The 22,635-nt window shown below is 46.6% G+C and carries 24 protein-coding genes, 1 pseudogene and 1 riboswitch; of the genes and pseudogenes, 13 read left to right on the forward strand and 12 right to left on the reverse strand.

All coding sequences use genetic code 11. The features are described from left to right. Nucleotides 1-219 precede the first annotated feature (219 nt). Both hemQ and BLD48_RS16385 read left to right on the forward strand, forming a co-directional pair. Nucleotides 220-996 (forward strand): hydrogen peroxide-dependent heme synthase, encoded by a 777-nt coding sequence (gene hemQ / locus BLD48_RS09355; RefSeq protein WP_071499981.1) that lies wholly within the window; start codon nt 220-222, stop codon nt 994-996. A 93-nt stretch (nt 997-1,089) separates the two neighbouring features. Further along, complete coding sequence (locus BLD48_RS16385) at nt 1,090-1,239, forward strand: hypothetical protein (protein ID WP_012369127.1); 150 nt, start codon at nt 1,090-1,092, stop codon at nt 1,237-1,239. A 571-nt stretch (nt 1,240-1,810) separates the two neighbouring features. Here BLD48_RS16385 and BLD48_RS09360 read toward each other — a convergent pair. Together BLD48_RS09360 and BLD48_RS09365 are read right to left on the reverse strand one after the other, a co-directional pair. Beyond that, the gene (locus tag BLD48_RS09360; RefSeq protein WP_014969241.1) at nt 1,811-2,179 is read right to left on the reverse strand and encodes a DUF423 domain-containing protein; all 369 of its coding nucleotides are present in this window, start codon (nt 2,177-2,179) and stop codon (nt 1,811-1,813) included. Then, nucleotides 2,176-2,787 carry a trimeric intracellular cation channel family protein gene (locus BLD48_RS09365; protein ID WP_014969240.1) on the reverse strand — a complete coding sequence of 204 codons (612 nt, stop codon included), beginning with the start codon at nt 2,785-2,787 and terminating at the stop codon, nt 2,176-2,178. The genes BLD48_RS09360 and BLD48_RS09365 overlap by 4 nt, the downstream gene beginning before the upstream one ends. A gap of 166 nt (nt 2,788-2,953) precedes the next feature. On the opposite strand from BLD48_RS09365, the gene BLD48_RS09370 reads away from it, so the two are divergent. The 4 genes from BLD48_RS09370 to BLD48_RS09385 all read left to right on the forward strand — a co-directional run bounded on the left by BLD48_RS09370 (nt 2,954) and on the right by BLD48_RS09385 (nt 7,381). Then, nucleotides 2,954-4,582 carry an ABC1 kinase family protein gene (locus BLD48_RS09370; RefSeq protein WP_071499982.1) on the forward strand — a complete coding sequence of 543 codons (1,629 nt, stop codon included), beginning with the start codon at nt 2,954-2,956 and terminating at the stop codon, nt 4,580-4,582. A gap of 138 nt (nt 4,583-4,720) precedes the next feature. Beyond that, on the forward strand, nt 4,721-5,572 hold the full coding sequence (locus BLD48_RS09375) for a GRP family sugar transporter (RefSeq protein ID WP_201723146.1): 852 nt from the start codon (nt 4,721-4,723) through the stop codon (nt 5,570-5,572). 15 nt (nt 5,573-5,587) lie between these two features. After that, entirely contained in the window at nt 5,588-6,373 is a 786-nt protein-coding gene (locus BLD48_RS09380; protein WP_071499984.1) for a glucose 1-dehydrogenase, read from the forward strand. A gap of 36 nt (nt 6,374-6,409) precedes the next feature. Then, complete coding sequence (locus BLD48_RS09385; RefSeq protein ID WP_071499985.1) at nt 6,410-7,381, forward strand: cation diffusion facilitator family transporter; 972 nt, start codon at nt 6,410-6,412, stop codon at nt 7,379-7,381. Between the two features lie 71 nt (nt 7,382-7,452). On the opposite strand, the gene BLD48_RS09390 is transcribed toward BLD48_RS09385, so the two are convergent. The 4 genes from BLD48_RS09390 to BLD48_RS09405 form a co-directional block, all read right to left on the reverse strand. Next, nucleotides 7,453-8,193, reverse strand: a complete 741-nt coding sequence (locus BLD48_RS09390) for a thermonuclease family protein (RefSeq protein WP_071499986.1) — start codon at nt 8,191-8,193, stop codon at nt 7,453-7,455. A gap of 75 nt (nt 8,194-8,268) precedes the next feature. Next, a complete protein-coding gene (locus tag BLD48_RS09395) occupies nt 8,269-8,622 on the reverse strand; it encodes a thiol-disulfide oxidoreductase DCC family protein (protein ID WP_071499987.1) in 354 nt (117 codons plus the stop codon). Then, complete coding sequence (locus BLD48_RS09400; RefSeq protein ID WP_071499988.1) at nt 8,619-9,269, reverse strand: SDR family NAD(P)-dependent oxidoreductase; 651 nt, start codon at nt 9,267-9,269, stop codon at nt 8,619-8,621. Before BLD48_RS09400 ends, BLD48_RS09395 begins: the two co-directional genes overlap by 4 nt. A gap of 58 nt (nt 9,270-9,327) precedes the next feature. After that, a complete protein-coding gene (locus BLD48_RS09405; RefSeq protein ID WP_071499989.1) occupies nt 9,328-9,597 on the reverse strand; it encodes a DUF5327 family protein in 270 nt (89 codons plus the stop codon). A gap of 55 nt (nt 9,598-9,652) precedes the next feature. On the opposite strand from BLD48_RS09405, the gene BLD48_RS09410 reads away from it, so the two are divergent. Both BLD48_RS09410 and BLD48_RS09415 read left to right on the forward strand, forming a co-directional pair. Beyond that, a complete protein-coding gene (locus BLD48_RS09410; protein WP_071499990.1) occupies nt 9,653-10,621 on the forward strand; it encodes a Gfo/Idh/MocA family oxidoreductase in 969 nt (322 codons plus the stop codon). A gap of 35 nt (nt 10,622-10,656) precedes the next feature. Next, nucleotides 10,657-12,318 carry a glycerol-3-phosphate dehydrogenase/oxidase gene (locus tag BLD48_RS09415; RefSeq protein ID WP_071499991.1) on the forward strand — a complete coding sequence of 554 codons (1,662 nt, stop codon included), beginning with the start codon at nt 10,657-10,659 and terminating at the stop codon, nt 12,316-12,318. Between the two features lie 72 nt (nt 12,319-12,390). On the opposite strand, the gene bcaP is transcribed toward BLD48_RS09415, so the two are convergent. From bcaP to BLD48_RS09440, 5 genes are all read right to left on the reverse strand, one after another. Next, nucleotides 12,391-13,824, reverse strand: a complete 1,434-nt coding sequence (gene bcaP / locus BLD48_RS09420; RefSeq protein ID WP_071499992.1) for a branched-chain amino acid transporter BcaP — start codon at nt 13,822-13,824, stop codon at nt 12,391-12,393. 222 nt (nt 13,825-14,046) lie between these two features. Next, nucleotides 14,047-15,336 (reverse strand): DUF2252 domain-containing protein, encoded by a 1,290-nt coding sequence (locus BLD48_RS09425; protein ID WP_071499993.1) that lies wholly within the window; start codon nt 15,334-15,336, stop codon nt 14,047-14,049. A gap of 70 nt (nt 15,337-15,406) precedes the next feature. After that, nucleotides 15,407-16,354, reverse strand: a complete 948-nt coding sequence (msrA, locus tag BLD48_RS09430) for a peptide-methionine (S)-S-oxide reductase MsrA (protein WP_071499994.1) — start codon at nt 16,352-16,354, stop codon at nt 15,407-15,409. Nucleotides 16,355-16,423: 69 nt separating this feature from the next. Beyond that, the gene (locus BLD48_RS09435; protein ID WP_014969226.1) at nt 16,424-16,606 is read right to left on the reverse strand and encodes a hypothetical protein; all 183 of its coding nucleotides are present in this window, start codon (nt 16,604-16,606) and stop codon (nt 16,424-16,426) included. 126 nt (nt 16,607-16,732) lie between these two features. Then, nucleotides 16,733-18,211 carry an amino acid permease gene (locus tag BLD48_RS09440; RefSeq protein WP_071499995.1) on the reverse strand — a complete coding sequence of 493 codons (1,479 nt, stop codon included), beginning with the start codon at nt 18,209-18,211 and terminating at the stop codon, nt 16,733-16,735. Nucleotides 18,212-18,343: 132 nt separating this feature from the next. Next, nucleotides 18,344-18,528, reverse strand: a riboswitch (Lysine riboswitch). 175 nt (nt 18,529-18,703) lie between these two features. Between BLD48_RS09440 and BLD48_RS09445 the strand changes: the two genes are divergently transcribed. Then, nucleotides 18,704-19,153 carry a MarR family winged helix-turn-helix transcriptional regulator gene (locus BLD48_RS09445; RefSeq protein ID WP_071499996.1) on the forward strand — a complete coding sequence of 150 codons (450 nt, stop codon included), beginning with the start codon at nt 18,704-18,706 and terminating at the stop codon, nt 19,151-19,153. A gap of 191 nt (nt 19,154-19,344) precedes the next feature. Continuing rightward, nucleotides 19,345-20,436: a GGDEF domain-containing protein gene (locus BLD48_RS09450; RefSeq protein ID WP_236629982.1), complete on the forward strand. Its 1,092-nt coding sequence runs from the start codon at nt 19,345-19,347 to the stop codon at nt 20,434-20,436. On the opposite strand, the gene BLD48_RS16665 is transcribed toward BLD48_RS09450, so the two are convergent. After that, nucleotides 20,371-20,718 (reverse strand): TetR-like C-terminal domain-containing protein, encoded by a 348-nt coding sequence (locus BLD48_RS16665; RefSeq protein WP_161487709.1) that lies wholly within the window; start codon nt 20,716-20,718, stop codon nt 20,371-20,373. The genes BLD48_RS09450 and BLD48_RS16665 overlap by 66 nt on opposite strands. Here BLD48_RS16665 and BLD48_RS09455 point away from each other — a divergent pair. From BLD48_RS09455 to BLD48_RS09465, 3 genes and pseudogenes are all read left to right on the forward strand, one after another. Beyond that, nucleotides 20,646-21,194, forward strand: a pseudogene (locus tag BLD48_RS09455) (MFS transporter); the annotation flags it as partial. The gene BLD48_RS16665 and the pseudogene BLD48_RS09455 sit on opposite strands and share 73 nt — an antisense overlap. A gap of 120 nt (nt 21,195-21,314) precedes the next feature. Beyond that, a complete protein-coding gene (locus BLD48_RS09460) occupies nt 21,315-21,851 on the forward strand; it encodes a hypothetical protein (RefSeq protein ID WP_071499999.1) in 537 nt (178 codons plus the stop codon). An 89-nt stretch (nt 21,852-21,940) separates the two neighbouring features. Then, entirely contained in the window at nt 21,941-22,498 is a 558-nt protein-coding gene (locus BLD48_RS09465) for a nitroreductase family protein (protein ID WP_071500000.1), read from the forward strand. Nucleotides 22,499-22,635 lie beyond the last annotated feature (137 nt).

Raw genomic sequence — 22,635 nt, forward strand, 5'->3', positions numbered from 1 at the left:
CGACTGACTTTTCGAATACTATTACAGTATTTTTTTCATATAGTACAGTTCCGGACACTCTGAAAATCTCACACCCTTTAAGAGCATACCCTGTTCCTTCGGGATATATGTCCGGTCCGCTTTTGAAATGAACCGTTTTCTTACGGGCAATTTGAAAAGATATGGTAAGATTGAACATGGATCAACCCGTTTACCATTCCAGATTCAGGAGGTTTTCTTATGCAACATCAATCATCAGAACCAACCGTTACGCAACAAGCCGCCGAAACACTCGACGGCTGGTATACATTCCATGATTTCCGCCGGATTGACTGGAGCCGTCTCAAGCAAGTCGAAGCTACGGTCCGGACAAAGATGATTCATGAATTCCAAGCTTTCTTGAGTGAACTCGCACAGGTCGAAGAACAAAAAGAAGGAAGCCATGCCCTCTATACGATCATCGGTCAAAAAGCCGACCTCGTCTTGATGGTCCTTCGTCCGACGATGGAAGACATTCAAGCCGTCGAAGTCAAAATGCAGAAACTTGATCTCTACGACTACTTGATTCCAACGTATTCATACGTCTCTGTTGTCGAACTTGGAACATACCGTGGGTCAGGAGAAGGTAACCCGTACGAAAATCCGTATGTCCGCGACCGTCTCTATCCAATCCTGCCAAAATCGAAGCACATCTGTTTCTATCCAATGAGCAAGTCACGCCGCGACGGTGACAACTGGTACACACTCTCGATGGAGAAACGCAAAGAGCTGATGTACCGTCACGGGATGATCGGTCGGAGTTATGCCGGCAAGATTCAACAAATCATCGGCGGATCGACTGGATTTGACGATTGGGAATGGGGCGTCACCCTCTTCGCCAATGATATTCTCCAGTTCAAGAAAATCGTCTATGAAATGCGGTTTGACGAAGTCAGTGCAAAATATGGTGAATTCGGTGAGTTCTTCATTGGTAACCGTCTCGAGTCGGACGAGCTCGAAGCACATTTCGCACTTTAATCTGCTGAATCACGTTTCATAGGAAAACCCTACGGGAATATACTCTTTGCGGCCACAAAAACTGTCAGATTTGTACCTGAAGGAGGAATTACCATGGGGAATGCTATGAACCGATCGACACGATCGCGTGAATTGCAATTCGCTGTGCTTTCAAAAGAGCTAAAGCCAGTCGCGGAACGTGTACTGGATCGCTATGAGCAAGCATTATCGAAGCTAAATAAAACACAACCTGCCAAGCGCTGAGGCATCTGCTTCCATCGCTCTATATCGTACCGGTGAACAGACGACGTTCTGTTTGCCGGTTTTTTTGCGTTCATCAGAAAAGGATCTATCCGCTTCATCCGTTTCTCTGTTCGAGTCACGTGAAGCGAGTAGATCCTTACAGATTTTACGAACGGGAAAGCCCATATCGGGCATAGCCCGCCTTTAGGCATGGGATGAAAGTGAGTTCGGATGTTTTCACATCCGACGTTCGGGTATATCTATCCCGACGTTCGGGTATATCTATCCCATAGACAAGTACAAGTCTCTAAAACGCCTGTGTCCATCGCCCCTTGAAAATCGTATACGGTTCGGTCACGAAAACATGTGACCGGTAAAACGATGCCTGTCGTCACGCAAAAGACGCTAAAACACCAGGTGGACACACCTGCAACGACCTGTGGTGGATGGTAACAGTCCATCAGCCTGAGAACCTATACGGTCTGTCTCAGGAGGGGTGATGGCACACCCTCATCTGAAGGCTTGAGCCAAACAGAAATGGACTGCGCTCGCACAAGCACTTCAGAATCCCACGGTTTTAATCGTGGGAGTGTCAAAATCCTTTATACGCCCCGATAGCGACAAAAATCCAAGCCGTGATGAACAGGACACCACCAATTGGTGTAATCGCTCCCAGTTTCGTCACTCCTGTCAACGCCATCACATACAGGCTACCGGAGAAGAAGACGATTCCGGCGAGCATCAACCAGCCGGCCAGTGAAAATTGTGAAATCGACACTTTTAATAACATGCCGCCCAGTGCCAAAATGCCAAGCGAGTGAACCATCTGATAGAGGACACCGGTTTGCCAGTTCGCGAGCATCCGCTCGGACAACATATCTTTCAACGCATGGGCACCAAACGCCCCGAGTGCCACTGCCATCATCATCGACAGTGCCCCAATCATGATTAAGATTTTCATTCTTTTTCTCCCCCTAAACGTCGTGCTGGTAAATTCCATTCATAATAATAGGATAGCATACGTAAAATCGTGATCAGCCCCAGTAATGTGAACAAATGGAGAGGATTGGTCAGTTCAAACCGATCGATGACGAGTGCCGCCATGACAGCCCACATCGCATAGATTTCTTTATGCAGGACCAGTGGTTTGCGACCGGCGAGCAGATCGCGGATCACCCCGCCGCCGACTCCCGTCAAGACAGCTGCGGAAATCGTTGCCGATAACGGCAATCCTTTGGCGGAAGCCATCAACGCACCTTGAATCGCAAACGCTGATAAACCGAGTGCATCAGCGAGCACTCCCCACCGTGTCCAGTGCGGTAAAAACAATTGCGGTAAAACGAAGATCAGCAAAGCGACTAAAATTGCGATTAAAAACAAACCGCCTTGCGACCAAAGCGCGGAGACCGGGACCCCAATCAACAGGTTACGGATGGCACCGCCGCCGAATGCCGTGATCAACGCGAGTAACCAAACACCAAACAAATCATATTTTTCTTCCATCGCGACAATTGCGCCACTCATCGCAAATGCTACCGTTCCAATGATATTTAATAAGTCCCAGGACATACGCACATTTCACCTTTCTCAATAGAAATTCCAATACTTACTATACGCTCTTTTTCAATTCCGGCAAGCTTATTTTTTCTGTCACCGATTCGACCGTTTGTAAGTGTCGTTTTTAGGTAAAGTATCCTATACTGAAACAAACTGTAGAGGAAGCGTAGGTGAAGGTATGAAACGTTGGGCGCTTTATCGGATTTTCATCATCGTAACGATGTTCGCTCGTTACATTTGGACGATTTATCGATTCACCCGGAAGAACCGACCCGGTACGAATAATGAAGAATTTGAGCGCATCATGATTACGATTGCGCGTGACTATAAGAAAAAAGCGCTTCGCCTCGAGGGACTGCTCATTAAACTCGGACAGTTTCTCTCGATTCGGGCCGATCTGTTTCCTCCATCCGTTTTGATGGAGCTGACGGAACTCGTTGATAAAGTTCCATCGAGTAAACTCGGCGAATCCCGTAAAATCATCGAAGAAGACTGGGGCACCTCAATTGAAGATATCGTCGACAATATTTCCCCGCGTCCGGTCGCTTCTGCTTCGATTGGTGAGGTCTACAGTGCGACCTTAAAATCAACTGGTCGAAAAATCGCAATCAAAGTCCAACGGCCGAACATCGAACAAATCATCAAAACGGATTTCCGGGCCATGCGCATTGTCATCGCCATGTTGCGCCGGACGTCACTCAATAAATCAACTGATTTACAGAGCCTCTATCGTCAGATGGTTTTCGTCATCGGAGATGAGCTCAACTACCGGACGGAATTGAAAAACGGACTGTATTTTAAAAAAATGTATGAAACGAATCCCGTCATCTATATCCCAGACTATTTCGAAGAACATTGTACGAATCGTGTCCTTGTCATGGAATGGATCGAAGGCACCCGGATTACCGATCTCGATTATCTGGCGAAACATAACATCGACCGGGAAGAACTAGCCCGCAATCTGTTTTTAAATGCCGGTGAACAGTTGTTGTTCGGCGGAAAATTCCACGCCGATCCCCACCCAGGTAACGTCCTCGTCCAAAGCGATGGTCGAATCGTCCTCCTTGATTTCGGAATGATCGGGGCGACGACGGCTGATGACATGCGGGCCATCCAACGCATCTTACAGTCATTCGTCACACTCGATTACGATGCGATCGTTGACGGACTCGAAGATTTACGTTTTTTGTTACCAAACGCCAACAAACAAAATATCCGTCAAGCGATTGAAAAAGCCGTCACCTTCTATCTGGAAAGCGACATGGAAAACGTCGATACGAAGTTGATCGAAAAAGTATTATCGGATATTGAATTATTGGTTCGAAACGAACCGATTCAATTGCCGGCTGAGTTTGCCTTTTTTGGTCGAGCCGCTTCGACGATTCTAGGGATCTTACAAATCCTATCTCCGAAGATCAACCTTCTTGACCTAGCGAAGCCGATGGTCCGAAGGTGGCTTGATGAAGAAGGGAAAAACCAAAACCGTTACTTACAGATCGCCGGTTCTTATGGCGCACGCCTTCTTGCCTTCCCGCGTCTCGTCAACGATGCGCTCAGCGAACCCACCCGGTGGCGTCTATTCGAGCAACAGAAATTCTCTCGGATCGCCAACATGGAGTCTCTGAAGATTCGCCAGTGGACCAGCTCCCTCGTCGGAATCGTCAGTCTCCCCGTCAGCTATACCGGCTATTTCCTGGCCCATTATGATCTGATGGGTGCATCGCTTACAATTGCCATCATTGCTTTATGGAACGGACGACGAATCGGTCGTCAAATTGTCCGGATTGCGGACGAACCCTTTAAATGAGTATTCAAAAACGTTCTCCACGGAGAACGTTTTTTATTTTGAAATAACTTTTTTTAAGTTCTTCCATGTTTTTTAAGCCTGTTCCCGGGGTACATCTTCAAGTAGATAGAAAGAAAAGTAGAAGAGGTGAAATACGTGATTGATATCTTAATTGCACTCGTACCGGCCTTGATGTGGGGGACACTTCCGTTAGTCGTCTCTAAAATCGGTGGTTCGACGGAACAACAAATTATCGGAACGACACTTGGAGCTTTGATGTTTGCTGTCATTACGTTCTTTTTTGTCAGTCCTGAACTTTCGACGACGGCTTGGATTGCCGGATTTTTCTCCGGTGCCTTTTGGGCACTTGGTCAAATGAATCAGTTTGCGGCCTTTAAACAAATGGGTGTCTCAAAAACGATGCCAATCTCGACGGGGATGCAACTCGTCGGAACCTCTTTATTTGGTGTCCTCGCCTTTGGTGAGTGGTCGAACCGGACCGCTCTGCTACTCGGAATCAGTGCGCTTGTCTTAATCGTCGCCGGGGCAGCGTTCACTTCTTATAAAGAAGACAAAAGTAAACAAGATGAAAATATCGGAAAAGGGCTGTTGTTACTCTTGATTTCGACCGTCGGCTATGTCGGCTATGTCGTCATCGCCCGCTGGTTCAACATCAACGGCTGGGAAGCAGTCTTACCCCAAGCGATCGGGATGGTCATCAGTGCCCTACTCCTCTCGTTGCGCAAAGGAAACTTGTTCACGAAAAAAACGGCCGGCAATACGATTGGTGGTCTGATGTGGGCCGTCGGAAATATTGCCCTGCTATTCGCCACAGCCAAAGTTGGTGTCGCAACCAGTTTTTCATTGTCACAAACCGGTGTCGTCATCTCGACGATCGGTGGCGTCCTACTCTTAAAAGAAACAAAAACAAAAAAAGAAATGACGTTCGTCATCATCGGCTGTATCTTAGTCGTCGTTGGCGGGATCATGATTGGATTTACGAAACAATAAGGAGGAAATCATCTTATGTATAACAGTCTAAAAGGAAAAGTCGCGATCGTAACAGGTGGATCAATGGGAATCGGTGAAGCAATCGTTCGCCGTTATGCGGAAGAAGGTATGCGTGTCGTCATCAATTACCGGAGTCACCCGGAAGAGGCGTCTAAAATCGCAGAAGACATCAAACAAGCCGGCGGTGAAGCTTTGACCGTTCAAGGGGACGTCTCAAAAGAAGACGATATGATTAACCTCGTCAAACAAACCGTTGATCACTTTGGACAACTTGACGTCTTCGTCAATAATGCCGGTGTCGAGATGCCATCACCTTCTCACGAGATGTCTCTTGAAGAGTGGCAGAAAGTCATCGATGTCAACTTGACCGGTGCATTCCTCGGCGCCCGTGAAGCCCTCAAATATTTTGTGGAACATGACGTCAAAGGCAACATCATCAATATGTCGAGTGTTCACGAAATCATTCCATGGCCAACGTTTGTTCATTATGCGGCCAGTAAAGGCGGCGTCAAACTGATGACGCAGACACTGGCGATGGAGTACGCTCCAAAAGGAATTCGCATCAATGCGATCGGACCAGGTGCGATCAATACGCCGATCAATGCGGAGAAATTCGAAGATCCGAAACAACGTGCTGATGTTGAAAGCATGATTCCGATGGGGAACATCGGAAAACCGGAAGAAATTTCCGCGGTCGCCGCGTGGCTCGCCTCCGATGAAGCAAGTTATGTCACTGGCATCACGCTATTTGCAGATGGCGGGATGACACTTTATCCATCATTTCAAGCAGGACGCGGGTAAGTCCCGCGTTTCTGCTCTCTAAAGGGAGGAACCCTCATGTCGAATTTCTTTGTTTTATTAAGGCGCGGAAATAAATCCGCTCTTGCTGCTGCGATCGTCAATACCATTATCGCCATCATAAAATTCGTTGCGTATGTCTTGACCGGAAACATTGCGATGTTTGCGGAAATGATGCATACAATCGGTGACGCAGCCAATCAATATTTTGTCTATATCGGTTCAGCATTAAGTAAAAAAGCACCAACAAAACGTTTTCCGAACGGCTTTGGCCGCCTCGTCAACCTTGTCCTGCTCGCAGCGATTCTTGTTGTCGCGATTCTCGCCTACGAAACAATCCGTGAAGGTATCTTACACATTTTACACGCGCCAGGTGACAAAACAAGTGGTCTTTGGATCATCTTGACCGCACTCGGCATCGGTGTTGTCCTTGAAGTCGGTGTCTTTTATAAAGCGATGATTGAAATCGCTCATGAGACCGGTTTAAAATCACGTGGTCTGACACTCGTCGGTCAAAGTTTTACGAACTTATCTCAAGCAAAACCAGCGACACGACTTGTCTTCATGGAAGACTTGGTCGCGACACTCGGCGGGATCATTGCCATCATTGCCGTATTGATTTCGCACTATACTTCGTTTTATCAAGCGGAAGGAATCGCTTCGATTCTGATTGGTTTAATGATGTTTTATGTCGTTTATAATGTCTTCATTCAAAACGCTGCTGGTGCCCTTGGTGAGATTGATGAAGTATTGACAGCGAAGATCGGTGAAATCCTGATGCGGGATCCTGACGTCCGTGACATCGAAAAGCTCGAAGTCATCAAAGAAGGGGATCACTTCCATGTCGAAATCGAACTGGAAGTCGACCCTGAACTGACGATTGCACAAGCGGACGATATCAAGGATCGGCTTGAGTTACAGATTCGGATTCTTAAAGGCATTACGGATGTCACGATCGCCTTTGATGAAGATGATAAGATTCAACATTATCAACCCCCGACGCAGCCCTGATCACAACAGTAGCGTACATGTAAAAGAGGTACCTCCGATTTTTCGGCAGGTACCTCTTTTGTGATGAACGTTTAATTTGCAGCCCGGATAAACCCTGCTTCTTTCGCTTCTTGTTCACTGCAAAATATCTCTTCCGGATTCACTTCGTCATACGAGCGTCCCCCTTCGATGTGATAGATTTTTTTCCCTTGGCGGTTGATGTTACCTTTGATGTTTTCACAGTCATCCGTTTGCTTCACCGGCTTCTCGGTCAGGACGGAAGCATCAAATCCACGATCCGTCGCATAACCGGTCGTCTCCCAAACGCCTACCTTCTTCTCTTTTGCTTCTGCTTCAATCTCTTGAAACGTCTCGACGTAACGCGTATCCGGTTCATAAATATAGGCGACACGCGCCAGACCCTGCCTGAGCAATTCCTGATTGATCATCTTTCCGTCTGCCCAGACATACGCGAGCAACCGTCCGTATCGATCTGTTTTCGATTGATCCCGTTCAATCAGGACATCACTGCCGGCGGGCAGGGCGTCTTTCGTAAAACGCGAGGCTTCTGGTCCGTACGGTTGAACCGGTTTTTCCGGATTGACCGTTTCTGGTGTATCGATCAACAGCAGGCGGACATCTTCTGTCTGACCGTTTTTTAGCCGGACTTTGACCGTATCTCCATCGATGACACGATCGACGGTCACTTGTGTCACTTTATTGCCATCCGGCTGTTGAATCCCGGTCTTTGCATCCGGTTCTGAGTCAAGTGCACAGCCGGTTATGAACATGACGCCGATTATGAGTAGCATATAACTGATCCATCTTTTCATCTGAAGGTTCCTCCCCTATCCGATTACGTGTCATGAAAAAAACGCCGACATGAGACGCGTCGACGCTTTATTTCCTTAATTGATCCGGCAATCCGTCGTACAGCTGACGGGAATGACCCGATTTTTAGCGACGCCGTCATAGATCACTTCACCGATTCCGAGACGAATCGATAACGAGACAAACGGATACGCCGGTAGTAGAAACGGCAACGTCTTTGTCAGTAAACGAATACCATGAATCCCGGCATACCGGACACCTTGTTCGGTTTCGACATGCATCCGCTTAAGTAAGGCCGGCTGTTCAAACGTCCGGACTTGTCGCGCATCGATGAACGTCAACTGATCAAAACGATCCAGCTGTTCCAGGAATCGCTTGGACTTCTGACAAAGTGGACACCATCCGTCAAAATAAACCGTCAACGTTCTCATTCGGTAGCCAGCACTTTTTCCACGTCTGTTTTGTTCGTATACAACGTATAGAAGGCTTCAGCCACATTTTTCGGATCAAGCGCCGTTCCGCGTTTGACTTCACCCGCAATCGTGACCGTACCGACGTAGACGTTGTCGTCTTTTAACGTGTCATGCAGCATATGCGTCAATTGACGCACGCCTGCTTTCCCGATTGAGAGACCAGGCAGTGATTTGATGGCGTGAAGAGCGGCACCACCGCCTGTAATGAGGATTGCCCCTTCTTTACGCGCAATCATATCCGGTGCAACGATTTGTGCGGCATGTAACGCCCCGAGAACATCGATCTCGAATTCTTTTGTAATCTGTTCTGCCGAAACCTCAAGGACCGATGCCTGATGTAAAATCGAAGCGTTGTAAACGAGGACATCGATTTGTCCATACTGATCTTTTGTCCATTCGACAAGCGATTCCAGATCCGTCCGACGTGACGCATCACATTCGACACCAACGGCTTCGATGCCTTGTTCCTTCAATTCCGTGATGACGGCAGCCAGTGTTTCTTGCGTGCGCGCAGCACAGACGACTTGAAAGCCTTCTTTTCCGAATCGTTTACTGATTTCTGCTCCGTTTCCTGGACCTGCTCCGATGACGATGACTGTTTTCATAATCTGTTCCCCCTTGTTTTTTTCCTTCTACTCTATTCCCGGAATCAATTTGATTTATTCAAAAATCGAGTAAAGACGGTCCTTTTTCCTCTTTTTCCTGAGTCACTCCCATGAATCGGGCAAGCATCGGGTCAACTTCCGGCGTTGTCGGCTGGGATGCCGGCATCATGACAGATGTAGCCGTTTGTTCTGTCTGAGGTTGCTCCAACAACAATTCACAGTAGGCTTTCATGGCCGCAATGTGTCCCGTTTGATCCGTGCCGCTTGTCTGTTCGATTTTCGCCATCGTCTGGCGCATTTTTTCAATGACTTGTTGTTCTGTAATCATCTTGCTCACCTCGTATGATAGATTGAATGTATTAACTGAAAAGGAAGTGTCCTTTATGATTCGTACCGCTTTAGTTGGTTTTGGACTTGCCGGAGAACATTTGCATGCTCCGTACATCACTGCGCCTGATTATCAACTCGTTGCCGTCCAGTCAAGTCGTCCGGAAGCCGTTGCTGCGCGTTATCCGGATGTTCCCGTCTATCCTTCATTTGAACAATTGTTAGCATCAGAAACGATTGAACTGGTCGTGATCGCGACACCCAATGCGGAACATTTTCCCCTCGCCAAAATGGCACTTTTAGCAGGGTGTCATGTCCTGGTCGAAAAACCCTTCACCGTCACCTTGACGGAAGCAGAACAACTGACTGATCTCGCACGTCAGCAAAATCGTTTACTGACAGTTTACCATAATCGCCGCTATACAAAAGACTTCCGGACGTTACGACAACTTGTTCAAGATGATGAACTTGGCATCGTTCAAACATTCGAAGCGCATTACGACCGCTATCGTCCGACCGTCCGAGCCCGCTGGCGGGAACAAGACGTCCCCGGTGCCGGTCTCCTTTACGATTTGGGTTCACATTTAATCGATCAAGCTCTGATGTTGTTTAGCGAACAACCGGATCGTGTTTTTTGTGATCAGACAATCCAACGCCCTGATGGTCCGGTCGAAGATTATACCCACCTGATTCTGGCATTCGGAACACGGCGCGCCATTCTGCATATCGGATCACTTGTGCCTGCACCCGGTCCTTCACTTGCTGTCCATGGAACAAAGGCCAGTTATTTCGTCGATCACGTCGACACGAAAGAAACGACATACAGGTGGGGCAGACCGGAGCAACCCCTCGAAGAACGTCCTTTCCTTGAATCCGGCTTTAAAAACTATTATCTTGATCTCGCAGCAGCACTCCGGAACGAGGTACCACTGACCGTCACGACGGAGCAAGCCCTACTTGTCATGAAAATTATCGATTGTGCTCAAAAGAGCGTAAAAGAGGGTAAGTGGATAGAAGTAGAATAAATTACTCTATTTCAAATGAACAGGGGGAAATATGCATGTTTTCAAGTACGGAACGAACAGCATGGCTCGAAGAGATGGGACAGGAACTGCTTGATGTGTTGGTCATTGGTGGCGGCATTACAGGTGCGGGGATTTTACTTGATGCGCAAAGCCGGGGTATGCGGACCGGATTGATTGAGATGCAGGATTTCGCAGAAGGCACATCAAGCCGTTCGACGAAACTCGTCCACGGTGGCTTACGTTACCTCAAACAATTTGAAATCAAGTTGGTCGCGGAAGTCGGAAAAGAACGGGCCATCGTTTACGAAAACGCCCCACACGTCACGACACCGGAGTGGATGATGTTGCCGCTGGTCGAGGGCGGGACGTTTGGTAGTTTTTCCACGTCCATCGGCTTGCGGGTCTATGATCAACTGGCAGGCGTCAGACGGCATGAGCGACGGAAGATGTTATCTAAAGAAGAGACACTTCGGTATGAACCCCTTTTACGGACTGAACACCTTGTTGGCGGCGGACGTTATGTCGAGTATAAAACGGACGATGCACGCTTGACCGTCGAAGTCTTAAAGGCAGCTGTCGGATACGGTGGACGTGCCGTCAACTACACGAAAGCTGAATCACTGGTCTATCACAACGGTAAGGTCGTTGGTGTCGAAGTCCAGGATGTCTTAAGTGGCAAAACGTATACGATTCGTGCCAAAAAAATCATCAATGCGACCGGGCCATGGGTCGATGAGTTGCGCGAAAAGGACGGCTCGAAATCCGGGAAATCGCTGCATTTGACGAAAGGTATTCACCTCGTCATCGATCAGGCACACTTCCCACTCCAACAAGCGGTCTATTTTGACGTCGCTGACGGTCGGATGATTTTTGCGATTCCTCGTGAAGGGAAAACGTATGTCGGGACGACGGATACGAATTACCAAGGGGATATCCTCGAGCCCGGTGTAACGGAAGAAGATCGCGACTATATCCTCGATGCGACCAATCAGATGTTTAACGTCGACCTCCATGCCGAGCATGTTGAATCGACGTGGTCTGGATTACGTCCTTTGATTCACGAAGATGGAAAAGACCCAAGCGAATTGTCACGAAAAGATGAGATTTTCGTTTCAAAATCCGGTTTGATGTCCATCGCCGGCGGCAAGTTGACGGGTTACCGGAAGATGGCCGAACGGATCATCGATATGGTTTCCGATCAATTCAAAGATGAAGAAAATCGAATTTATCTTGCATCACGAACACACGATATCTTACTCGGTGGCGGACATCCGGATGGCAGTAAAGGGTTTGCCCGTTATCTGAAAGAACAACAACCGAAAGGCGAAGCACTTGGGTTGTCTCCGACGGAAACAACGTGGTTGATTCAGCGCTACGGCACGGATGTCGAACGTGTCTTCGAATTGATTCGTTCGCGTGGAAACGAAGCGGAACGTTATCAGCTGCCATTGCACTGGTTCGGGGGACTTCTATATGGATTAGAAGCGGAACTCGTCATGCAACCGGGCGATTTCTTGAACCGCCGTGCGTCTGCCGTCTTCTTTGATTATCCGAATGCCGAAAAACATGCCGATGGTGTGCTTGCTTTAATGCGAAGTGAGCTTGGCTGGTCGGCAGAAGAAGAAGCAAAAGCGAATCAAAGTATTCAACGGGAATTCGAAGCTGTCCGAATCAAAAACTCGATTCCAGCATTATGATGCATCAGTGACGGAACTCCTATTTGTTTGAAGTCATCAAAAAAATGCGACCCCTCTCGGGATCGCATTTTTTTATTTTTCGTCTGAAGCTGCGATTTCAGTAGCCGGCATATTTCCTGGTTCTAGATTCGAGTTCTTTCGGGCAAAGGCGAAGTAGAGGACAAGTCCAATCGCAAGCCAGATGAAGAAAGCAATCCACGTCTCAAGCTTCAAGTTGAACATCAAGAAAAGACATGAAGCAATTGCTGCAATCGGCACGTACGGCATTCCCGGGCATTTAAATGCACGTGGAAGATCCGGTTGTGTTTTACGAAGGATCAAGACAGCGACTGAGATCAAGACGAATGCTGCAAGTGTCCCCATGTTAACGAGGTTTGCGATGACATCAAGCGGGACTAATCCGGCAACTGTCGCGCTACCAAGACCAATCATCCAAGTTGCTTTGAACGGCGTTTTGTATTTCGGGTGTACTTCTGAGAAGACTTTTGGGAACATTCCGTCACGTGAGATGGCGAACGCTAAACGCACCATTCCGTATGTCATAACGATGATGACGGTTGTGATACCGAGGATTGCACCTAAATCGATGAATCCTGCAACCCAGTTTTGACCTGCCATTTGAATCGCGAGTGATACAGGGTGATCGACACCAGCAAACTGTTGGTAAGGAACGATTCCTGTCATGATTGCGGCAACGATGACGTAAAGTACTGTACAAACTGCCAACGAACCGATGATCCCACGTGGTAAGTTCTTCTGTGGGTCACGTACTTCTTCTGCCGCTGATGTAACAGCATCAAAGCCGATGTAAGCGAAGAAGACGATCGCTGCTCCTGAGAAGACTCCACCCCAACCGAATGGTGTGAACGGTGCCCAGTTCGTCGGTTCAACATAGCCGACACCAACGACGATGAATAAGACGACGACTGCTAGTTTAATGATAACCATGATATTGTTAACACGTTTTGTTTCCTTGATTCCCATCGATAACAAGCCTGTGATCGCAAGTAAAATCAGGAAGGCCGGTAAGTTGAAGAATGTTTTGGCGCCTTCTATCGCACCGGGTGCTGCTGAGATTGCTGTCGGAAGATGAATACCAAACCCACCGAGAAGCGATTGGAAGTAACCGGACCACCCTGCCGCGACGGCACTAGAGGCGAGCCCATACTCGAGTATCAAGTTCCAACCGATGATCCAGGCAAAGATTTCACCCATCGTCGCATACGTATACGTATAAACGGATCCACTTACCGGAATCGTTGAAGCGAACTCCGCATAAGCGAGTGCCGCTAACCCACAGGCAATAGCAGATAAAATGAAAGAAACAATAAGACCAGGTCCTGCTGTTAGTGCTCCTGTTCCGGTTAGGACAAAGATTCCCGTACCAATGATGGCGCCAATTCCTAAAAACGTTAAATCCATTGCGCCAAGATTTCGAGCAAGTCCGCTGTTTCGCTGACTCGCAGCAATCATAGCGGAAATATCTTTTTTCCGCGTCAAACTCATGATGATCTTCCCCCTGTTGTGTTTTTATTTATCTTTTAAAAAAGAACTTAATCAAAAATTTACAAAGTTTTCTGATAAATTGATATAGTTCTTTAGACCTATTTATTTTTTGCGTTACGCTTTCATAAGTTGTTGCACTAAAAAAGATTCTTCTGTAACACATGTTACATACCATGTGTCCAAAAGAATCTTTTAAGTCTTTCCTTCTCCCATTGCTACATATCAACGTACCTGAAGCCAGTCCAGAAACACTTGAAAATCAAGCTTTGTCCGCATTGTATAGGCTTGTGACCAGCGCTGGATTTGGCGTGTAAATTCAGTATCTGACACACCGATTGATTTGATGATCACGACATCTGCATGATGGTTTAAGATATTTACGCCAATTCCTGCATCCATGTCGGCCCGCGCATGTATTTTCGCAGTTATCTGACCTTGAATTGATAAGACGTTTTCGAGGTCTTCCTGACTTTTGATGTGTTTAGCTTTTAACTTTTTTTTGTAAGGCGATCGTTCCCGAATGTAATATTCTTTTTCATTCATCGTGACGTACCCAAGGTAAGGATCTTCATGCGCCTGCATCGCCTTTTGTGACGTCACGACACGGCGTCCCTGATGAATCGTTTCGACATCCTCCAGATAGACCGGTAAAAAAAGAGAGGGCACGGATGTTTGTGCCTGCTTCATTTCCAGAATCAAGTCTTTGTGCTCCCCCCCTTCTCCTTCAACGAGAATATAATAGCGTTCGAGACCAATCGATGCCGTCCCGCTGTCGAGTTTATAGACGATGTCTTTGATATCATAAAAAGCCGTACCCTGCCGATCTTCTTCATCAATCGAAGCGATATAATCCGGCCAGACGGCTTCTATTGCTGCATACGTTGCTGCATCCACTCGTTTCATATCCGCTAAATCGATAAATTTCCGTTGACCATCAATGACAGTCGTCCGCTCGCCAAGTAATTCCGTTTTCTTTTTTTCTGCCTTTTTGATCAGTTTCCGAATCGGTCCTTTTGTATTGTCGATCGTAAAACAAACTTTGCTCGGATTTTTGCCTTTGGCATATTGTCGTAAGTCATCTAAGTAGTGTTGAATATAGGCTGCAATGGCTGGCTCTGCGTCATAACCTGCTTCTTCAGCGAACAATTGAACGGAGACCGCCATCCGGATCAAATCATATAGATAAGAACCGAGATATCCTTCATCAAAATCATTGACGTCATAGATGATCTCCCCTTTAGCATTCCCATGAACACCAAAATTTTCGAAGTGAAGGTCGCCTTGGATCCAGGTCGGTGTCTCACTAGGCGTATCGAACCCTAACGGAATTCGTGTCAAATCATAATAAAAGAGATGGGAGCTCCCACGGAAAAATAAAAAAGGGCTCGTACTCATCTTTTGATACTTGATTTGCCGTGCCGCTTCATCAAGACCACGAATTTCATGATCGTAAAAATCGAGTACCTTTGAGATGGTCAGCTGCCGGATTTCTTCATACACACGTGTGAACATTTCAACGCCTCCTTAAAAGTGTGGTAAAAAGACAGCAAAACGAATCCGCTTTGCTGTCTATCTGTCTTACTCATTCGAAGTGTTTTTTATATTCCCCATATCCTGCCGTCTCAAGCTCTTCTAACGGAATAAAGCGCAGAGACGCTGAATTGATACAGTAGCGTAAACCACCCAACTCTTTTGGACCGTCATCAAAAATATGACCAAGATGACTATCAGCGTCAGCCGAACGGACTTCTGTCCGTGTCATGCCGTGTGTCGTATCAAGAGTGACTTCCATTTTGTCTTCAGAAATCGGTTTTGCAAAACTCGGCCATCCACAATTCGAGTTAAATTTATCTTTTGACGTAAAGAGCGGTGTTCCGTCGACGATATCGACATAAAGACCTGGTCGCTCTTCATCCCAGTACTCATTTCGGAAAGCCGGTTCTGTTCCACTTTCTTGTGTCACCTTATACTGAATCGGTGTCAGACGTTGTTTCAGTTCCTGCTCTTTCCCTTGATCTTTCCATGCTTCTTTGACGAATTTTGCTCGACCTGACCCTACACTATACATCTGGTAGCGGAACGGATTTTTTTTGTAATAATCCTGATGATAGTCTTCTGCCGGCCAAAACGGTTTCGCCGGACGGATATCGACCGCTACCGGTCGCGAGAACCGACCTGATGCGTCAAGTACCGCTTTCGAACGTTCAGCTGCTTGTTTTTGTTCTTCATCGACATAAAAGATAGCCGGTTCGTACGATTGACCACGATCATTAAACTGTCCGCCTCCATCGGTCGGATCAATTTGTCTCCAAAAAATTTCGAGTAATCCCTCATACGTGATGACAGACGGATCATACGTGACTTCTACGGCTTCTAAATGTCCTGTCGTTTCTGAACAGACCTCTTTATAAGTCGGGTTTTCTGTATGACCACCTGTATAACCGGAAATGACTTGTTCGACACCATCATATTTATGAAATGGCTTGACCATGCACCAAAAACAGCCACCTGCGAATATTGCTTTTGCCATCTAGCTTCCCCTCCTCTGTATATGCCTATTTTAACGCGTTCCGTGCCACTCCCCTACTATCTTGCTCAGTCAATCTTCCGGATTCGCTTTTAAGCGCCGCATCACAAAATAAATCGCGGCAAACACTAAGATCAATCCACCGAGCGAATACCAGATGTTGTTCATTCGATAAAGCATCTGATAAATCGCTAACGTCACAAGCAAAATCGCAATCGGAATGAATGCTCGTTTAAAGTGATACCAATAATTCACTGTAGTCGCCTCCATTTTCTTTTATCTTAATCGATTTTTTACTGCTTGATTGTATTTTTCAACATTTTTCTAGCAACGACACGACAAAAAAGCCGATCCCGTTCACACATGGGATCGACAATTTGATTATGGACGAGGATGTTCCGGGAATTCCATTTCTGAATAAGGAACAACCGATGTCCGGTTTTTAAATTTATGACCTAACCAAAAAGCAAGGAATAACGGAATACCGACATACGTCGCTGCGATTCCGACCCAATCAATTTGATCCGCGAGGAAAGCAGCATAGTTTTGACCAACAATGACAAGGAAACAAAGTCCAAAGGCAAACAGTGGTCCAAACGGGAATGCCGGGGCGACATACGGCAAGTCGCTTAACGAATGACCTTGCGCGACGAACCCTTTCCGGAAACGGTAATGACTGATTGCGATACCAAGCCATGCGATGAATCCCGTCATCCCGGAAGCATTGAGCAACCAGAGATACACTTGACCACCAAACATCGATGTCAGGAAACAGAGTGCTCCGATGGCACCCGTCGCGAGCAAGGCATTACGTGGTACACCGTTTTTTGAAACTTTAGCAAACATTTTTGGTGCATCACCTTGGCGTGCCAGTGTATACAGCATCCGTGTCGACGCGTACATCCCCGAGTTCCCGGCTGATAAGACAGACGTCAAGATGACGGCGTTCATTAATGCTGCCGAGAAAGCGAGACCGGCTTTTTCAAAGACAAGTGTAAACGGACTGACGGCTACATCGGTAATATCATTTGAAACGAGGTTCGGACTTGTATACGGAATCAACATCCCGATGACAAAAATCGCAAACACATAAAAAAGTAGAATCCGCCAAAAGACTTGTTTAACAGCTTTCGGGACATTTTTTTTCGGATCTTCAGACTCACCCGCCGCGATTCCGACGAGCTCGGTTCCTTGGAAGCTGAAACCAGCGACCAGAATGATACCAATGACAGCAGGAATACCGCCGACGAACGGCGCGTCACCTAATGCAAAGTTTTTAAAGCCGACCGGTGCTTCCGACGTGAAGACGCCGAAGATCATGGCAACTCCGACGATCAAGAAGATGATGACGGTGACGACTTTGATCATTGCAAACCAATATTCCGCTTCTCCGAACCCTTTAACGGAGAAGAAATTTAAACCAATCATCAACAACAAGAAGATGGCACTGAAATAAAAACCAGGTACGTCTGGGAACCAATACGTCATGACGATTTGTGCCGCAACGAGTTCAACGGCAATCGTAACCGCCCAGTTGTACCAGTAGTTCCAACCTAGCGCAAAACCAAACGATGGATCGACGAATTTTGCACCGTACGTTGAGAACGAACCGGCGACTGGCATATAGGCTGCCATCTCACCCAGACTCGTCATCAGGAAGTACACCATTAGTCCGACGACCGTGTACGATAACAACGCACCTCCCGGACCCGCAGCAGCAACGGATGCACCGGATGCGATGAAGAGTCCGGTTCCGATCGCGCCACCAATCGCAATCATCGACATATGGCGGGCTTGCAAACCACGTTTTAATCCTTCTTCTGTTGAATCAAGTTTTCTTTGGGGTTGTAAAGTGTTCATGACATTCGCTTCTCTCTTTTTTAAATTTTTGAGAGGACACTTTTTGAATCTAAAAAAACAAAAAGCGCCCTCACCTTCCAGAAGGAAGATGAGAACGCAACATAGTAAACGGATGCGCCCCATTCTACCGTCGTGAAAGATAGCTCCCCACAAATCAAATCTGACTTGTGACAGTATTAGACCTGTTTGATCTAATCCCAATCGATCATCTTCAAAGCGATGATTGATTTCGGCAATTCTTCCTTTTCAGTCACCTCATCTGCCGCTTGACGACATCCGTGACTGTACTCTTAAGAATCGCAACCTCCATCCCACTGGTTGAGTGAGAACTAATTCAATTAGTTATAAATTTCGTTATTACTTCGTCATGTTACACAAATCGTCTTTAAATTGTCAATTACTTTTTTGAATTTAGTGCTGTTCATGGTAAAAATCCGATATTTTTAGTACACTAAACTATAGAAGTTAACGGAAAGAAAGGATGTTGCTTGAATGCCACAAGAACGTGATCAACTGACCTATCGATTAGAGGAACAAATGCGTGTCATTCTCCGGACATTACGCCGGGAACTAAATCGCCTCTTCGAAGGGACTGCGACCCGAAGTGAATTTTTTATCTTACGCAGTTTGTCTGAAAATGGTCCTCAACGTCCGACCTTACTCGCAGAACAGTTTGAGCTTGCGACAAGCCAGGTAACAGCTTTGACCGATCGTCTCTACAAAGCAGGATTCGTCACGCGGACGCGTTCGACTGACGACCGGAGATCGATCGTCCTTGCATTGACAGACGAAGGGGAAGCCGCTTTTCGGGAACTTGAAATCGTTCGCCGTAAGTATCTGCAGGAACGCTTCGGTACATTGACTGAAGAAGAACTAAATGTGATGGTCCGTGTGTTTGATAAGATCCTCTTGACGATGGACGAAGAGGCTGTTTCTTCATAAAAAATAGCCATTCAAAAAAATATACTTTTTTCTTGGACAAAGTTCACTTGACTGTGTACTTTGTCTTTTTTGTCGACTTTCCTTGTTTCACTTAACATTTTTCCATTTCTTGCCGTTAGTAAAATGAGTATACTAGAAATATATTACTTAAAAATGCGTGTATAAGGAGCTGGGAGGATTTGTTGTCCATCATGAATAATTTCATCATCAATTTTTGTCTACTGTTTACAACGATCACTCTTTTGTTTCTACCGTTCCGGAATCGACCACGGGTTACCCCAAACACGAATCTGAATATCCGGCTCGCCTTAGGTGGGATTGCTGGACTGATTGCCGTTCTCTTGATGTTCAACAGTATCCAAATCGATGTGGCACGTGTCGATTTACGAATCGTTCCTGTTGTCATCGCCACGATGTTTGGCGGATGGCTAAGCGCACTTGTGACCGGTCTGATCATCATCGTTACACGCTTTGCGTTGACGCCTGTCGAACAAATCGATGCCGCGATCCTTTCATCCATCGTCATCGGATTGTTTATCATGACGATTTCCATCGTCAGACGATACGCCCGAATGACACTCTGGCATTTTGAATTGATGGTTGGTATCGGAATCGTCTATTCTTTACCCGCGATCTATCTCTTAACGAATAGTTGGTCGACCTTCATCGAAATATCACTCGCTTATATTTTCTTTAACTTGATTGCCGGTTTAGTGACCTATCATCTATTGGCGGAGCTACGACGACACTTCGAAAATATTCAGTATCAGCAAAAGCTGGCGATGACCGATGCTTTGACCGGACTTGCCAACCGTCGCCGGCTCGATGACTCCCTGTCTCTTGTCGGTTCAGCGGAAGAGGGCTATTCTCTTATCCTGATTGATATTGATTTCTTTAAGCATGTCAACGATACATATGGTCATGACGCTGGGGACGACGTCTTACGCCAACTCGGGACGACCCTCGCGTCACTAGCTCGTCCGGACGACTTGGTTGGACGGTACGGCGGCGAAGAATTTTTAATCATCTTACCCAATACATCTGCCCTCGACGCCAAAAAAATCGCCGAGTTGGCTCGGATGACCGTCGCTCGAAATCTTTTCCCGACGACACTGGTTCCCGATCTGCAAATCACGATTTCACTGGGGATTGCTCACTCAAGTAGTTCTCATACTTCCCTCGAAGCCTTACAACAAGCCGATAAAGCGCTGTATCGTTCAAAAGATACAGGTCGCAATCGAAGTACCCTCTACACTAAACAATTTGAACTCGAACAAGCATAAGCAAACCGCCCTTACCTTCATGGTAATCGGGCGGTTTTTAAATACCATCCTGCACTTTATTCGGAAAACGATATTTTCGACCGTGCCGAAGACGATCATCCGACTCAATTGATCCGCCATATACGAAGCAGAATACGGCCGGTCGTTCCGGAGCCACGATATCAATAAACCAAATTGTCCACCAATGACATAATTCAACAATAAGTCCCGGTCGACTGTTTGACCGATTCGGAATTCGACCGCTCGCGATTTTTGGACTGACGCTGATGACGTATGGGACATGGGAGTTGACTCAACTCGATATGGAAACGTCTTATACTTCCATCATGGGTATCTATATGCTTCGTTCGTTTGGAATGGCCTTCATCATGATGCCGATCATGACGGCAGGTATGAATGCCTTGCCGATGAAGATGATTCCCCACGGAAATGCGACGCAAAATACATTGCGTCAAGTCGCTGGTTCGATTGGAACCGCCATTCTCGTGACGGTGATGACACGTCAAACGACAGCACACCTTGCCGATGACGCCAATCAGTTCACGACACTTGATCCGACACTTTCGCAACACTTAGGCGAGCTTGGTCAACAATTAGGCAGTTCACAAGCCGCTTCGCTCAGTTGGATTTCCCAATTGACGAAACAGGCGACAATCAACGGAATCACCGATGCATTTTGGGTCGCTACCGTCTTATCGGCGCTCGCCTTGCTTTTATCCTTTTTCCTGCATGGAAAAAAAGAACCCAATCTCGATTAAGACCTTTTGAACCCGTTGATGGCACATCGTCAACGGGTTTTTAATCGTTCGTCTTTGCACTTCCTTCATAAAATCGCTACACTAGGTTCATTGAGTTTCATATCCAAAAGGAGATGCTTTATGGTTGCCTTTCTGCAGTTTTATGCGTTTATCTTTGCTTGTTGTTTTGCCTGGCAAGTCGGACGCCCTTCATCCTGGTCTCAAAAAGTCACCCGTGCCTTTTTAACGAGTATCAACAGTTTATTTATCTTTTTTAGAGCCTCTGTATCGATTTTCCTATTGATCGGACCTCTTTTGCTTATTTCTTATGTCTCGTTCCCGAACTTATTATACTTTGCAGGTCCGTTGTCGATCATCATCAGTATTCTTGTGATCGGTCTGCTCGACCGCCTTGTCAGTTTAGTCATCTTACCAATCGTCCGGTCCTTCTTCTTGAAAAAAAATCGGATGATGCCTCAATTGCTGGAGGCAACTCTCTATACACTCTCGATGGCTGTTCTTCTTTACTTGAACTTGACCGTCGTTCCCGGTGTCCAGTTGAATATGGTGATTGCGCTATTCTTTGGATTCACGATTTATTTTGCCCATTACCTGTTTGCTTTGTTCCGACTTCGTCAACTGAAAAAAAAGTTAATGGCTTCATCTGAGAAACGCTGATTTGATACAGCGTTTTTTTAATTAACCATTGACAATGATAATCGTTATCAATTATATTCTAAGAGTACTTACGTCAGGAGATGATCACCATGAACGCCCGACAACTGATTTTGGAACGTCGCTCGGTTCGTGCCTATACGGATCAACCGATTCCAAACGAGATGATTGAAGAAATTTTAGAAGCCGCCATCTATGCACCGACTCATAAATTGCGTGAACCTTGGCGATTCGTTCTTGCCAATGCAGATGGACAAGTCCGGTATGTCGACCAATTGATGACGTTGCTTGCTAAACGGGGTCAACTCGATCAAAAAACAGACGAACAACGTCAAATGATGCGTCAAAAATTTGCAGACGTCCCCGTTTATCTGACTGTTTTATATGAGGTACAGGGAACGGAAGATCAGCAGATGGAAGATTTGCTCGCGACCGCTGCCATGATTCAAAACGTTCAACTCCTAGCGACTGAACTTGGTTTAGGCTGTTGTTGGAAAAGCGGAAAACATTGGTTCACGGATGAATATGCCGAAATGATCGGTGCTGCTGAACATGAACGTGTCGCAGGCGTCATTCAATTCGGATGGCCTGCCTTGATTCCCCCGCTGAAAAAACGAACAGCTGCACGTGACAAGTTAACGCACTTCTAAACCGGTGCGCATTCTGCGAGCTACCCCTGCTCGCGCCAATCAAGCCCCATAAAATCATCTAAAGCGTCCCTCTTTCCATTCCTTCCCCAAACGGAATCGTGAAAGCTGGACGCTTTTCTTTTTCCTTTGAATCAAAA

The organism is Exiguobacterium sp. KRL4 (genome assembly GCF_001870785.1).
Taxonomy (GTDB): Bacteria; Bacillota; Bacilli; order Exiguobacteriales; family Exiguobacteriaceae; genus Exiguobacterium_A.

Excerpts from the sequence above, each read along its gene's own strand:
- hemQ (WP_071499981.1), top strand. The coding sequence starts at position 220 with ATGCAACATCAATCATCAGAACCAACCGTTACGCAACAAGCCGCCGAA.
- BLD48_RS16385 (WP_012369127.1), top strand. The coding sequence starts at position 1,090 with ATGGGGAATGCTATGAACCGATCGACACGATCGCGTGAATTGCAATTC.
- BLD48_RS09360 (WP_014969241.1), bottom strand. The coding sequence starts at position 2,179 with ATGAAAATCTTAATCATGATTGGGGCACTGTCGATGATGATGGCAGTG.
- BLD48_RS09365 (WP_014969240.1), bottom strand. The coding sequence starts at position 2,787 with ATGTCCTGGGACTTATTAAATATCATTGGAACGGTAGCATTTGCGATG.
- BLD48_RS09370 (WP_071499982.1), top strand. The coding sequence starts at position 2,954 with ATGAAACGTTGGGCGCTTTATCGGATTTTCATCATCGTAACGATGTTC.
- BLD48_RS09380 (WP_071499984.1), top strand. The coding sequence starts at position 5,588 with ATGTATAACAGTCTAAAAGGAAAAGTCGCGATCGTAACAGGTGGATCA.
- BLD48_RS09385 (WP_071499985.1), top strand. The coding sequence starts at position 6,410 with ATGTCGAATTTCTTTGTTTTATTAAGGCGCGGAAATAAATCCGCTCTT.
- BLD48_RS09390 (WP_071499986.1), bottom strand. The coding sequence starts at position 8,193 with ATGAAAAGATGGATCAGTTATATGCTACTCATAATCGGCGTCATGTTC.
- BLD48_RS09395 (WP_071499987.1), bottom strand. The coding sequence starts at position 8,622 with ATGAGAACGTTGACGGTTTATTTTGACGGATGGTGTCCACTTTGTCAG.
- BLD48_RS09400 (WP_071499988.1), bottom strand. The coding sequence starts at position 9,269 with ATGAAAACAGTCATCGTCATCGGAGCAGGTCCAGGAAACGGAGCAGAA.
- BLD48_RS09405 (WP_071499989.1), bottom strand. The coding sequence starts at position 9,597 with ATGATTACAGAACAACAAGTCATTGAAAAAATGCGCCAGACGATGGCG.
- BLD48_RS09410 (WP_071499990.1), top strand. The coding sequence starts at position 9,653 with ATGATTCGTACCGCTTTAGTTGGTTTTGGACTTGCCGGAGAACATTTG.
- BLD48_RS09415 (WP_071499991.1), top strand. The coding sequence starts at position 10,657 with ATGTTTTCAAGTACGGAACGAACAGCATGGCTCGAAGAGATGGGACAG.
- bcaP (WP_071499992.1), bottom strand. The coding sequence starts at position 13,824 with ATGAGTTTGACGCGGAAAAAAGATATTTCCGCTATGATTGCTGCGAGT.
- BLD48_RS09425 (WP_071499993.1), bottom strand. The coding sequence starts at position 15,336 with ATGTTCACACGTGTGTATGAAGAAATCCGGCAGCTGACCATCTCAAAG.
- msrA (WP_071499994.1), bottom strand. The coding sequence starts at position 16,354 with ATGGCAAAAGCAATATTCGCAGGTGGCTGTTTTTGGTGCATGGTCAAG.
- BLD48_RS09440 (WP_071499995.1), bottom strand. The coding sequence starts at position 18,211 with ATGAACACTTTACAACCCCAAAGAAAACTTGATTCAACAGAAGAAGGA.
- BLD48_RS09445 (WP_071499996.1), top strand. The coding sequence starts at position 18,704 with ATGCCACAAGAACGTGATCAACTGACCTATCGATTAGAGGAACAAATG.
- BLD48_RS09450 (WP_236629982.1), top strand. The coding sequence starts at position 19,345 with ATGAATAATTTCATCATCAATTTTTGTCTACTGTTTACAACGATCACT.
- BLD48_RS16665 (WP_161487709.1), bottom strand. The coding sequence starts at position 20,718 with ATGTCCCATACGTCATCAGCGTCAGTCCAAAAATCGCGAGCGGTCGAA.
- BLD48_RS09460 (WP_071499999.1), top strand. The coding sequence starts at position 21,315 with ATGGTTGCCTTTCTGCAGTTTTATGCGTTTATCTTTGCTTGTTGTTTT.
- BLD48_RS09465 (WP_071500000.1), top strand. The coding sequence starts at position 21,941 with ATGAACGCCCGACAACTGATTTTGGAACGTCGCTCGGTTCGTGCCTAT.